Raw genomic sequence first — 13,208 nt, forward strand, 5'->3', positions numbered from 1 at the left:
TCGAGATCTTGTCTGAACCAGTCCGGCGGGCCCTGCGGCGCCGCCCTCTCGTTCGGTGAAGCGGCTTATACGGCCACTCCCGCAAACCGTCAACAGCCTTTTGTCAAAAAACTGTCGTTTTTTTCAAGAGATTGATTTTACTACTGAAATTGTAGGGCTGACTTTCAAGTGCCAGCTCGCTCTCTCAGAAGTGCCATCACCCACCGGCTTCAGATCTCTCACTCCTATATGGGGACCGGCATATCAGGTTGAAAGGCCTGCTTTTGGCTTTACCCTTTGGTGATCAGCAGCAGCACCACGAACATCGCCGGCACGGCTGCAAGTGCCGGAATAATGATCGCGGGATAGCCAAACGCCAGAATGGCAAGAAGCCAGACCATCAGCAGGTTCGCCACGAAGAGCACCTTGGCCGTGGTCGGCCCCTGGACCGCCTCCTTCAGCATCCAGCCAAACAGCGGCACTCTGTAGATCAATACACCCATCGCTCTCTCTTTCTCACTCACGCCGTATCGGCCCCCCCCAGGTAAGGTTAGCCCACGGGAACCGGCAATGTGGCAAATTGCCATTTGCCAATCCCCTCCAGCAATTGCTGCTGATGGTGTCGCAAACCGCTGGACATCGATCAGATCAGAGGCCTAAGTTTCTCGTGTGATGGTTTCGCCCGGACAAGACCCGACGGGCGGACGAAGAGGGAATACGGTGAGGACTACCCATCAGGGGCCGAAACCGTGGCTGCCCCCGCAACTGTGAACGGTGAGCGACGTCCGACATGCCATTGGCCTCGTGCTGATAAGGCGGACTGAAGCCCTGACCCGTGAGCCAGGAGACCTGCCATCACTTGGCGCCGTGAACGCGGCATTACTCTTCCCGCGCGGTGGGCGCGGACGAAAGGACATTGTTATGCATATTGAACCCGGCGTCGTCGACGGCGCCAAACTCGCACTCAGCTATGCCACCGCAGCGCTGTCCTTTGGCCTGATGGCCAAGATGGCAAAGGACGACCTGCAGGCCAAGACATCATCATCAGGCCTTGCCGGCAGGACACTCCTGACGACGGCTCTGGTCTTCTCTTTCTTCGAAGTTCTGCCACACCATCCGGTCGGCGTATCCGAGGTGCACTTGATCCTTGGCTCCACGCTGTTCCTGATCTTCGGCGCCGGTGCTGCCTCGATCGGTCTGGCACTTGGTCTCCTGCTGCAGGGGCTGTTCTTTGCACCCTTCGATCTGCCGCAATACGGCATGAACGTCACGACGCTGATCGTACCCTTGTTTGCCATCAGCCATATCGCTCGGCGCATTATTCCGGAGAAGAAGGCTTACGTTGACGTGGGCTACCGCGATGCGCTCGCTCTTTCGACCACCTATCAAGGCGGCATTGTCGCCTGGGTCGCGTTCTGGGCCCTATATGGTCATGGCTTCACGACGGAGAGTCTGACCAGCATCGCCACCTTCGGTGCCGCCTATATGACGGTGATCCTCGTCGAACCGTTCGTCGATCTCGGCGTGCTTGCCGCCGCCAAGACACTGCGCAAGGCAACCGACAATGGGCTCTTCAACGACCGCCTGCACCACGCAGCGACCTGATATAAGACGACGTTAAGAGAGCGCATGGCCCATGCCATGCGCTTTTTCTTTGAAACAGCCCCCGCTTTCGGGTACCGCGAGGCAGAAACCGCACCTTTACAGCGTGCTCCGATCGCGAAGACCTCGAGGATAACAATGCGCGTCCTGTCCGAAGCCCATTACCCGGAACTGCCGAACTACTATCGTGGCAAGGTGCGTGAGAACTACGACCTGCCGGACGGAAGCCGCATCATCATCTCAACCGATCGCCTGAGCGCCTTCGACCGAATTCTGACTTGCATACCTTATAAGGGCCAGGTTCTGACGCAGACCGCGCGCTACTGGTTCGACAAGACCAGCGACATCTGCCCGAACCATGTGATCGCCTATCCGGACCCGAATGTCGTTGTCGGCAAACGCCTCGATATCCTTCCCGTCGAGATTGTTGTCCGCGGCTATCTCGCCGGCACGACGGGCACCTCGATCCTCACTCTCTATAAGAAGGGTGAGCGCCAGATGTACGGGATCACCCTTCCCGACGGCATGCGCGACAATGAAAAGCTTCCGACCCCGATCATCACGCCGACGAGCAAGGAGTTCGACGGTGGCCATGACGAGCCGCTGACACCGGCCGAAATCGTGGAGAAGAAGCTCCTGACCGCCCAGCAGTGGGAAACCCTGTCACGCTACGCCTTTGCGCTCTTTGCACGCGGGCAGCAGCTCGCCGCGGAACGCGGCCTGATCCTCGTCGACACCAAATATGAGTTCGGCACGGATGAGAACGGCACGATCATCCTGGCAGACGAAATTCACACACCCGACAGCAGCCGCTACTGGATCGCCGAGAGCTACCCGTCGAGCTTCGAAAAGGGCGAGCGCCCGCAGAGCTTTGACAAGGATTTCGTCCGGGCCTGGGTCGCTGAGCGCTGCGACCCCTATGTCGACCAAATCCCGGAAATCCCGCAATCGCTGGTCGAAGAGACCTCCAAGGTCTATATAAAGGCTTATGAAGCGATCACCGGTGAGACCTTCGTGCCTGATGACAGTGGTGAAAGCCCCTCGGTTCGGGTCCACGACAATCTGGTACGCTACATCGGCTAGGAGGAGGCCGACACGTCATGGATCACGGTTATCGCGCCCCACCAGGCAGCTGTACAGGGGCTGAGAAAGCCAAGGTCGTTCGCCGCCCGCGCAAATCCGCCGAGGAAACCCGCGAAGAGATCCTGAACACGGCCGAAAGCCTATTCCGCACGCATGGTTATGCCAGTGTCGCGATCGCCGACATTGCGGCAGCACTCTCCATGTCGCCCGCGAATGTCTTCAAACATTTCCGAACGAAGACCAGTCTCGTTGATGCGATCGCGACACGCGCCATCGAAGAGACCGTGGCGTCCCTGCGAGAATTGCCACAGGACCGTCCGGCACCCGAACGCCTGTGTGCACTGGCCCACCACTTGATGCAGGAACATGTCTCCGGCCGCCTGGATGCGCCCTTTGTCTTCGAGATGATCCTCGTGACCATCACCGAAGAGCTCGATTGTGGTGACCGTTTCCGGAAGATGGTCGTCGAAATGATCGCCGACATCATCGAAGCCGGCATCCGCGAGGGCTGCTACCACGTGACCGACATTCCGCGTTTCGCCAATGCGGCCTTCGATGCACTGTCCTGCGTGATCCATCCTGTCATGACAGGATTGGAAAAGGCTGACATTATGGCAACACGATGCAAGGATGTTGTCGCGTTGATCGACGCAGCCATGCGCTTGCCACTTGTTAAGTGACGATACCTGGATTACGTCACTTTCATCGAGACCTGCCATCGCGTCAGACGGTTGGGGCATTGTTCTGCGTCGAGGAGATTTAACCTCCTGGCGCAAGCGGCCCTCACCTTCAATGACCGCCATATTTTGGGATTTTCCATGCGCCGAAGCCTCAAGTTCGCCACTGTTCTTCTTGCCTGCACCGCCGCACTCGCGAGTTGCAGCGATCAGGAAACGGCCCAGAACGCCGGCGGCGGAGCGCCCGGAGGCGAGCGACCACCCACAGCCGTCAGCGTGGTGCTGATGAAGAAGGCACCGCAGACGCTGACCACGACACTCCCGGGACGCGCCGCCGCCTTTCAGATGGCGGAAATCCGTCCGCGCGTCAGCGGCGTGATCAAGGAAATCGCCTTCAAGGAAGGCAACGAGGTCAAGGAAGGCGATCTGCTTTACAAGATCGAGGACGACACCTACCGCGCAGCCCAGGCGCAGGCCCAGGCGAGCCTGCAAAAAGCAGAGGCCGGTGTGCCGACCGCGCAGTCCAACCTGGCACGCCAGGAACGCCTCGTCGGCAGCGGCGCGACCCAGGTTGAGCTCGAAAACGCCCGCGTGACGCTTCTTCAGGCGGAGGCTGATGTCGCCCAGGCCAAAGCAGCCTTGCGCTCCTCAGAGATCGAACTGGCCCTGACCGAGATCCGTGCGCCCTTCGAAGGCGTGACGACGGCATCGCGCTACTCGATCGGCAATGTGGTGACGGCAAACCAGACCGACACGCTGATGACGCTGCGCCGTCTGGATCCGATCTATATCGACCTGACGGAATCGAGCGTCAATCTCCTGCGTCTGCGCGAAGCGATCGCTGCAGGTCGCATCAACCGCGCGGAAAATGGCGCGACCGACATCCGGTTGACCCTTGAAGATGGCCATGAATATCCTGTGGTCGGCAAGCTCGACATGTCGGAAATGGCCGTGAGCCAGACGACCGGTACCTTCTCGATCCGCGCAGTCTTCGACAACCCGGATGGCCTCATCCTGCCGGGCATGTATGTCCGGGCAACCGTGAGCGTTGGCACCGAAGAAGGCTTCCTGATCCCCCAGCGCGCCGCGACCCGCAGCGCCAACGGGGAGCTTTCGGCAAAGTTCGTCACCGCTGACAACAAGGTCGAGACACGCATCTTCGATGACGCACAGGTTTCGGGCAGCAACTGGCTCGTCGCCTCCGGCATCTCCGACGGTGACAAGCTGATTGTCGACGGGTTCCAGTGGATCGGCGATGGGGCACCTGTCCAGCCAGTCGAAGCGAAGATCAACGCGGACGGTATCGTCGAAGAGACCGCGGCTCCGGCTGCCGCCCCTGCTGCACAACCGTAATTGTGCGACAGGCAAGGCAACCGAGGCGTAAAGGATAACCCATGGCCCAGTATTTCATCCGTCGCCCGATCTTCGCTTGGGTGATCGCGATCATCATAATGCTCGGGGGCGCTTTAGCGATCTCGACGCTCTCGATCGCTCAGTACCCGGAAATCGCGCCGACGACGGTGCAGATCTCGGCAAGCTATAACGGCGCCAGCGCCGAGACCGTCGAGAAGTCTGTAACGTCGATCATCGAGGACGGCATGACCGGCCTCGACGATCTCACTTACATGACCTCGTCGTCGAGCACCGGCTCTGCGAGCGTAACCCTGACCTTCGGCAACTCCATCGATCCGGAAATCGCCCAGGTTCAGGTGCAGAACAAGCTGCAGCTCGTGCAGTCGCAGTTGCCCGATATCGTCCAGACGGCCGGCATCTCGGTCACGCGTTCGACGTCCAGCATCCTGCTCGTCGGCGCCCTGGTTTCGACTGACGGTGCACGCAGCAACGTCGAACTCGGCGATATCTTCTCCTCGCAGATCGAGGACCAGATCAAGCGTCTGGAAGGCGTCGGCAGCATCGAGGTCTTCGGCACTGGCTATGCCATGCGCGTCTGGCTTGACCCGTTTCAGCTGAACAAATTCCAGCTGACGCCCACGGACGTCACCACGGCGATCCAGGCCCAGAACACCCAGGTTTCCGTCGGCGCCCTCGGCAGCCAGCCGGCGCCGGCAGGCCAGCAGTTGACCGTGACGGTGACGGCACAGAGCCAGTTGCAGTCTGTCTCTGACTTCGAATCCATCATTCTGAAGACGGAAACAGACGGTGCGACGGTGCGCCTAAGCGACGTCGCCCGTATTGAGATCGGCCAGGAGAGCTACGGCACGAAGACCCGATCCAACCGGAACCCGGCAACCGGCTTCGCCGTCAACCTTGCGACCGGCGCCAATGCACTGGATACCGCCGCCCGCGTTAAGTCGCAGCTTGAGACGATCGCGCCTTCGCTGCCGGAAAACGTCGTCATTACCTATCCCTATGACACGACGCCCTTCGTACAGTTGTCGATCGAGAAGGTCGTTCATACGCTGATCGAAGCTATCGTTCTGGTCTTCGTGGTCCTGCTCGTCTTCCTCCAGAACCTGCGCGCAACGATCATCCCGATGATCGCAGTGCCCGTGGTGCTTCTCGGAACATTCGGCATCCTTGCGCTGACGGGATATTCGATCAACACGCTCACCATGTTTGCCATGGTGCTTGCGATCGGCCTTCTCGTCGACGACGCGATCGTCGTCGTGGAAAACGTCGAACGCATCATGTCGGAGGAAGGCCTCTCGCCGCTTGAGGCGACAGAGAAGTCGATGGGCGAAATCACGGGCGCGATCGTGGGCATCGCCCTCGTTCTGACCGCCGTCTTCATCCCGATGGCCTTTTTCGGCGGTTCCACGGGCATCATCTATCGCCAGTTCTCCGTGACGATCGTCTCGGCCATGCTACTCTCGGCCCTCGTGGCCATCGTGCTGACGCCGGCCTTGTGCGCAACGATGCTCAAGCCGATCGACCATCATAAGGAGAAGCGCGGCCTCGGCGCGTGGTTCAACCGCAATTTCGACAGTGCGACCGGCGGCTATGTCTCCACGATCGGCTATCTGCTGAAGCGCCCGCTGCGGGTCATGCTGATGTTCGCGATCGTCATTGGCGGCATGAGCTGGCTTTTCCTGCGCCTTCCCTCCTCCTTCCTCCCGGAAGAAGATCAGGGCGTGCTGATGACCATCGTGCAGCTGCCGAACGGCGCCACGGTTACGCGCACGGAAGAGATCATCAAGAAGATCGAGGACTTCTATCTCGACAAGGAAAAGGACGCGATCCAGGACGTCTTCTCCGTCTCTGGCTTCTCCTTCACCGGTTCGGGCCAGAACTACGCCCTCGTCTTCGCCAAGCTCAAGGATTTCGAACTGCGCGAGGAGCCTCAGCTTGCCGCTTCGGCAGTCGTCCAGCGCGCCATGGGCTACTTCTTCACCCTGCGCGACGCACAGGTATTCCCGCTGCAACCGCCGGCGATCCCAGGTCTTGGCACATCGAGCGGTTTCTCGATGTATCTCGTCGACAGTGGTAAGAACGGCACTGAAGCTCTGACGGCAGCGGCCCAGCAATTGATGCAGGCCGGCAGCGCCAACGCCAATGTCAGCTCGCTGCGTACCAACAACCCACCGGCCGAAACACAGCTCAAGCTGCTGCTCGACCAGGAAAAGATGGGCGCAATGGGTCTCGACGTAGCGACCGTGAACAGCATGCTGTCGATCATCTTCGCCGGCCGCGACGTGAACGACTTTACGCTGAACGGCGAATTGAAGCCGGTCTACGTGCAGGGCGATGCGCCCTACCGTATGCAGGAGACCGCAATCAACGACTGGCACGCCCGCAATTCGACCGGCGAGATGGTCCCCTTCTCCTCCTTCGTCAAGACGGAGTGGATCAGTGGTGCCCCGACGCTTAGCCGATATAACGGCGTCGGCGCGATCTCGATGGAAGGTGCGGCAGGTGCCGGCGTAAGCTCGGGCACGGCCATGGATACGATGGAGCAGCTCACCGCGAACATGAGCGGCGGCTACACGGTCGCGTGGCAGGGGATTTCCTATCAGGAGAGACTGTCCGGGTCGCAGGCACCGCTTCTTTACGCGCTGTCGGTTCTCATCGTCTTCCTCTGCCTCGCCGCACTCTACGAAAGCTGGTCGATTCCGTTCTCGGTCATCATGGCGGTTCCCGTCGGTGTGCTTGGTGCGGTGGCGGCGGCATACTTCTTCGGCCAGTCGAACGACGTCTATTTCAAGGTCGGATTGCTGACCACCATCGGCCTGGCAGCGAAGAATGCGATTCTCATCGTGGAGTTCGCCAAGGACCGTCAGGCTGCCGGATTGAGTGTCATTGATGCAACACTCGAAGCTGCAAAGCTCCGACTGCGTCCGATTATCATGACGTCTCTCGCATTCATCCTGGGCGTTGTGCCGCTTGCAATTGCAACGGGCGCAGGCTCTGCAGCGCAGAATTCGATCGGTATTGGCGTTCTTGGCGGCATGTTCACCGCTACAGCGCTCGGAATCTTCTTCGTGCCGTCGTTTTTCGTGATCATTCGGCAACTCTTCGGCGGTGCAAAACCGAAAGAAGAGCTGTCTAAGGGGTGATTGACAAACTACGTTAAGGAATTATTGCGTAGGCTGCTGCGGTAGCCTGCGTGAGTAAAGCGGTCGCTGGCCAAGGTATTAATAGAACCTTCGCGGCTCGACCGGGGGACCAATACAGGAACACGTGATGCTGAAAATTCGCGCTGCCGCACCTCTCGCAATGCTCCTTCTCTCCGGTTGTGTCGTCGGACCCGATCACGAGGCGCCGCAAACGGCTCTCCCCGTCAAGTTTTCCGAAGGCAGCACGCGTGCTGCAGCGGACGTGACATTGGCACCCTGGTGGACCGCCTTCAACGACCGTCGGTTGAACGGCTTGGTCGAAACGGGCCTCTCCCAGAACCTCGACGTCCTCCAGGCAATCGAACGCATCACCTCGGCGGAAGCCAATTTCGAATCAGCCGACTCGGCAGCCTTCCCGCAGCTCAACGTGAGTGCGGACCATCAGGTGTCGAAGACGAATGCAAGCGGCGCGCTATCGACCCGTGACAGCGACACGACCAACACATCGACTGGCACCGCCAGCGTATCGTGGCTGATCGATCTGTTCGGCCAGTATCGCCGGTCGAAGGAAAGCGCAAAGGCTTCGCTGGACGCAGCCTATGCAAGCGCTGACGTGGCGCGTCTGACCTTCCTGTCGAGTGTCGTATCGGCCTATGTCGATGCGCGCTACTATCAGGAACGCATCGCGATTGCGCGCAAGAACCTGACATCGCGCCGCGAAACGCTTGAACTGACCCGCCTTCAGCTCGAAGCAGGTGCCGCCTCGCGTCTGGATGTCGTCCAGTCCGAAGGTCTGGTGAACTCCACGCTCGCTGAAATTCCGGCCCTCGAAATCTCGTTCCGTCAGTCGGTCCACCGCATCTCGCTGCTGCTCGGCCTGCCCGCAACCAGCTTGCTCGCCGACCTTCAGAAGGGCGCGGCTCAGCCTTATGCACGCCGCGGCGTCAGCGCCGGCGTTCCTGCCGACCTCATCCGCAACCGTCCGGACATCCGCGCGGCCGAACGCAATCTCGCAGCCGCAACTGCCGAAATCGGTGTTGCCGAAGCAGCCCTTTATCCGTCGATCTCGCTCAGCGGCTCGATCTCGCCGACGCTGGTTGCAACATCGGCTGCCAGCGGCAAGGCAACGTCCTGGGGCTTCGGTCCAAGCCTCGACCTGCCGATCTTCGACGCAGGGGCTCGCCTCGCCAGAATCAAGGCGAATGAAGCCGCAGCTCGCGAAGCCTATCTCGCCTGGAAACAGACCGTGCTGAACGCTGTTTCCGAAGTCGAGAACGCACTCGTTGCCGTAAGCCGCACGCGCCAGACGGTATCGGCCCTGACCGCGACCGTGCGCTCCTACGAAGAAGCCCTGTCGCTCGCCACCGCGAGCTACCGTGACGGAGCTTCCTCGCTGCTCGACGTCCTGGATGCCCAGCGCAACGTCGCAAGCGCCCAGGCAAACCTTGCCCAGGCTGTGCAGCAGCTGGCGAATGGCTATGTGTCCCTCAACGTCGCCATCGGTGGCGGCTATGCCTGGGATGGCGCAAAGACCGTGGTCGCCAGCAAGTAAGCGCCTGCAGCCAAACGATATGAGAGCCCGGCACCGGAAACGGTCGCCGGGTTTTTCTTTGCCTGAATTAGAAAGTAGCCGGCGTGTTGATCCAGATAAGCACGGTTTCGCCGCTTGAAATGTTCCGCCACGAATGCGGTCTGCGGCTCTCGAAATAGAAGCTGTCCCCGGCATTCAGCTCGAAGAACTTGTCGCCATCGAGAATGATCTCCAGGCTGCCTGAGAGCATGTAGAGAAACTCCTCGCCCTCGTGCTGATAGGCGCCTTCACTCGATGCACCGGGCGCCAACTGGAAACGGTTGCATTCCATCGCGTTCCGGCCCTCGGCCAGCACTTGCACCGCAACGCCGGACGAGGTGGTGGGCCATGAAGCCCATTTGCCGTCGCGGATCAGGGACTCTCCGCCCCTCCCCTCTTCCTGGCCGCTCAGCGAGGCCAGTGTCGTGCCGAGGTGGCGCGCCACCTCATGCAGGGCCGTGAAGGACAGGCCCTGGGAGGTGCGCTCAAACGTCGACAGCTGTGAGACCGCAACGCCCGTCGCTTGCGCTACACTCTCCAGCGTCTTGCCAGCCTCGCGCCGCAAGCGACGGATCCGGGTGCCAGAACGGATATCGGAGGCGTCGTCCTCACCATCTGCCACGTCCTCATCGGTCTCCGAGGCAACCTCACGCAGGCTCTCACGGATTGCTGCCGGGTTCAGGCCTCTTTCACTCCTCAACCAGGCAATATGCTTCAGGCGATCCACCAGTGCGCGGTCATAAAGCCGCTGCCCCGTGGCCGTTCGGATTGGCTGGATCAGATCCTGCGTTTCCCACAGCCGCAGCGTGGAGGGCGAGACGCCCGCCATTCTGGCGGCTTCTGCAATCTTGAACCGGATGTCGTCCACGCTGCCCCCAAGGAAATGTCGCAGTCACGGGTGATAATGCCGATAAAGCATATTGCAAGTCTACAGAAAAAATGTAGGAAATATGAGACCGCGTGATCGCAGTCGGATGCGACGCCGCTGGCAACCCTTCGCACAGGACGAAAACGATGAAGAACGCCGAAATCTCAGCCCGCAAGAATGACGCCATTTCCCGCGGCGTTGGCATGACCACGCAGATCTATGCCGACAAGGCTGAGAACTCGGAGATCTGGGATGTCGAAGGCCGTCGCTACATCGACTTCGCCGGCGGCATTGCCGTACTCAACACCGGCCATCGTCATCCGAAGGTCGTCGAAGCCGTCAAGAACCAGCTCGACCGCTTCACCCACACCTGCCACCAGGTCGTCCCTTACGAAAACTACGTCGCGCTTGCCGAGCGTCTCAACAAGATCGTACCCGGCAACTTCGAGAAGAAGACGATCTTCGCAACGACCGGCGCCGAAGCCGTCGAAAACGCCATCAAGATCGCCCGTTGCGCCACCGGCCGCTCAGCCGTGATCGCGTTTACCGGCGGCTTCCATGGTCGTACCTTCCTCGGCATGGCGCTGACCGGCAAGGTCGTTCCTTACAAGGTTGGCTTCGGCCCGATGATGGGCGACGTCTTCCACGTGCCCTTCCCGCTCGAAATGCACGGCATCGACGTCGAGACCTCTCTCGACGTGCTCGACAAGCTGTTTAAGGCAGATGTCGACCCGAAGCGCGTTGCAGCCATCATCCTGGAACCGGTCCAGGGCGAAGGTGGCTTCTATGATGTTCCGCGCGCCCTCATGAAGGCACTGCGCGAACTCTGCGACGAACACGGTATCCTGCTTGTGGCCGACGAAGTGCAGACCGGCTTTGCCCGCACCGGCAAGCTGTTTGCCATGGACCATTACGACGTGGTTCCGGACCTGACGACGATGGCGAAGAGCCTCGCCGGCGGCTTCCCGCTCTCGGCCGTCACCGGCCGCGCCGAACTGATGGATGCCCCCGGCCCCGGCGGCCTCGGCGGCACCTATGCCGGCAACCCGCTGGCGATCGCAGCCGCCCATGCCGTTCTCGACGTCATCGAGGAAGAGCAGCTCTGCGACCGCGCCAACCAGCTTGGTAACCGCCTGAAGCAGCGCCTCGAAGCGATCCGCGCCGATGTACCACACATCATGGATATCCGTGGTCTCGGCTTCATGAATGCCGTCGAATTCAAGGTGCCGGGAACCGACAAGCCGAATGCGGATTTCACCAATGCGGTGCGTCTGAAGGCGCTGGAGAAGGGCCTGATCCTGCTCACGTGCGGCGTCTACAGCAACGTCATCCGCTTCCTCGCCCCGATCACCATTCAGGACGAGGTCTTCAACGAGGCGCTCGAACTGATCGAAGCCTCGATCCGTGAAGTTGCAGCAGGAGCCTGAGGCATGACCATTTCGAACGTTCTGACCGACAAACTGAAGGACCCGACACTGGCGACGGACAAGTCGCTGGTCGGCAATGACTGGCTGGCCGCAAGCCAGTCGGGCAAGACCTTCGAGGTCACCAACCCGGCAACGGGCGAAGTCATCGCGGTTCTCCCTGATGTGAGCAAGGCGGAGGTCACCAAGGCCATCGATGCGGCACATGCCGCACAGAAGGCCTGGGCGAAGAAGACCGGCAAGGAGCGCGCCGCGGTGCTCCGCAAGTGGAATGACCTGATGGTCGCCAATGCTGACGATCTCGCAACAATCCTCACGATGGAAATGGGCAAGCCCTGGACTGAGGCCCGCGGCGAAATCCTCTACGGTGCATCCTACGTCGAATGGTTCGCCGAGGAAGCCAAGCGCGTCTACGGCGACACGATCCCCGGCCATCAGGCTGACAAGCGGATCATGGTCATCAAGCAGCCGGTGGGTGTCGTCGGCGCGATCACGCCGTGGAACTTCCCGAACGCCATGCTCGCCCGGAAGGTCGCCCCGGCTCTCGCCGTCGGTTGTGCGATGGTGTCGAAGCCTGCCGCCCAGACCCCGCTTTCGGCACTCGCCCTTGCGATCCTCGCCGAGCGCGCTGGCCTGCCTGCCGGTCTGTTCTCGGTACTGACCTCGACGGACGCAGCCATGGTTGGCCAGGAATTCTGCGCCAATGACAAGGTGCGCAAGCTGACCTTCACCGGCTCCACCAATGTCGGCCGCATCCTGATGCGCCAGGGTGCCGACCAGATCATGAAGCTCGGCCTGGAACTCGGCGGCAATGCGCCCTTCATCGTCTTCGACGATGCCGACCTCGATGCAGCCGTAGAAGGCGCGATGATCTCGAAGTACCGCAACGCCGGTCAGACCTGCGTCTGCGCCAACCGCCTTTATGTCCAATCCGGCATCTATGACGCGTTTGCCAAGAAGCTCGCGGAAAAAGTCGGCCAGCTGAAGGTCGGCAATGGCTTTGCCGAAGGTGTGACGACCGGCCCGCTGATCGACGCCAAGGCGGTCGACAAGGTCAAGGAGCACGTCGCCGACGCCGTCTCCAAGGGCGCGAAGGTCGCCCTCGGCGGCAAGCCGTCCTCGGCTGGCGAACTCTTCTTCGAACCGACCATCCTCACCGGTGTCACCACCGATATGAAGGTCGCGACCGAAGAGACATTTGGCCCGGTCGCCCCGCTCTTCAAGTTCGACACCGAAGAGGAAGTGGTTGAGCTCGCCAACGCGACAGAGTTCGGCCTTGCCTCCTATTTCTACTCGAAGGACATCGCCAAGATCTTCCGCGTCGCGGAAGCCCTTGAATACGGCATGGTCGGCGTCAACACCGGCCTCATCTCGACGGAAGTCGCACCCTTCGGTGGCATCAAGCAGTCGGGTCTCGGCCGCGAAGGGTCGAGATACGGCATCGATGACTATACCGAGATCAAGTACATCTGCCTCGGCGGCATCGCCTGA

General features: G+C 60.7%; 10 protein-coding genes and 1 riboswitch. Of the genes, 8 read left to right on the forward strand and 2 right to left on the reverse strand.

What is annotated here, in order from left to right; genetic code table 11:
• Positions 1-269: 269 nt before the first annotated feature.
• Positions 270-482 carry a hypothetical protein gene (locus tag C0V73_RS19795; RefSeq protein WP_102021747.1) on the reverse strand — a complete coding sequence of 71 codons (213 nt, stop codon included), beginning with the start codon at positions 480-482 and terminating at the stop codon, positions 270-272.
• A gap of 153 nt (positions 483-635) precedes the next feature.
• A riboswitch (cobalamin riboswitch) is annotated at positions 636-851 on the forward strand.
• A gap of 49 nt (positions 852-900) precedes the next feature.
• Here C0V73_RS19795 and C0V73_RS19800 point away from each other — a divergent pair.
• The 6 genes from C0V73_RS19800 (at position 901) to C0V73_RS19825 (ending at position 9,407) form a co-directional block, all read left to right on the forward strand.
• A complete protein-coding gene (locus C0V73_RS19800) occupies positions 901-1,584 on the forward strand; it encodes an energy-coupling factor ABC transporter permease (protein WP_102021748.1) in 684 nt (227 codons plus the stop codon).
• A 135-nt stretch (positions 1,585-1,719) separates the two neighbouring features.
• On the forward strand, positions 1,720-2,664 hold the full coding sequence (locus C0V73_RS19805) for a phosphoribosylaminoimidazolesuccinocarboxamide synthase (RefSeq protein WP_102021749.1): 945 nt from the start codon (positions 1,720-1,722) through the stop codon (positions 2,662-2,664).
• 17 nt (positions 2,665-2,681) lie between these two features.
• Positions 2,682-3,344 carry a TetR family transcriptional regulator gene (locus tag C0V73_RS19810; RefSeq protein ID WP_102021750.1) on the forward strand — a complete coding sequence of 221 codons (663 nt, stop codon included), beginning with the start codon at positions 2,682-2,684 and terminating at the stop codon, positions 3,342-3,344.
• 138 nt (positions 3,345-3,482) lie between these two features.
• On the forward strand, positions 3,483-4,694 hold the full coding sequence (locus C0V73_RS19815; RefSeq protein WP_102021751.1) for an efflux RND transporter periplasmic adaptor subunit: 1,212 nt from the start codon (positions 3,483-3,485) through the stop codon (positions 4,692-4,694).
• A gap of 41 nt (positions 4,695-4,735) precedes the next feature.
• Positions 4,736-7,855: an efflux RND transporter permease subunit gene (locus C0V73_RS19820; protein ID WP_102021752.1), complete on the forward strand. Its 3,120-nt coding sequence runs from the start codon at positions 4,736-4,738 to the stop codon at positions 7,853-7,855.
• Between the two features lie 127 nt (positions 7,856-7,982).
• On the forward strand, positions 7,983-9,407 hold the full coding sequence (locus tag C0V73_RS19825) for an efflux transporter outer membrane subunit (protein WP_102021753.1): 1,425 nt from the start codon (positions 7,983-7,985) through the stop codon (positions 9,405-9,407).
• A 67-nt stretch (positions 9,408-9,474) separates the two neighbouring features.
• On the opposite strand, the gene C0V73_RS19830 is transcribed toward C0V73_RS19825, so the two are convergent.
• Positions 9,475-10,293 (reverse strand): MerR family transcriptional regulator, encoded by an 819-nt coding sequence (locus C0V73_RS19830; RefSeq protein WP_102021754.1) that lies wholly within the window; start codon positions 10,291-10,293, stop codon positions 9,475-9,477.
• Between the two features lie 146 nt (positions 10,294-10,439).
• Between C0V73_RS19830 and C0V73_RS19835 the strand changes: the two genes are divergently transcribed.
• Together C0V73_RS19835 and C0V73_RS19840 are read left to right on the forward strand one after the other, a co-directional pair.
• On the forward strand, positions 10,440-11,720 hold the full coding sequence (locus tag C0V73_RS19835) for a 4-aminobutyrate--2-oxoglutarate transaminase (RefSeq protein WP_102021755.1): 1,281 nt from the start codon (positions 10,440-10,442) through the stop codon (positions 11,718-11,720).
• Positions 11,721-11,723: 3 nt separating this feature from the next.
• Complete coding sequence (locus C0V73_RS19840; RefSeq protein ID WP_102021756.1) at positions 11,724-13,208, forward strand: NAD-dependent succinate-semialdehyde dehydrogenase; 1,485 nt, start codon at positions 11,724-11,726, stop codon at positions 13,206-13,208.

The organism is Rhizobium sp. TH135, from assembly GCF_002855515.1.
Lineage (GTDB): Bacteria > Pseudomonadota > Alphaproteobacteria > Rhizobiales > Rhizobiaceae > Allorhizobium.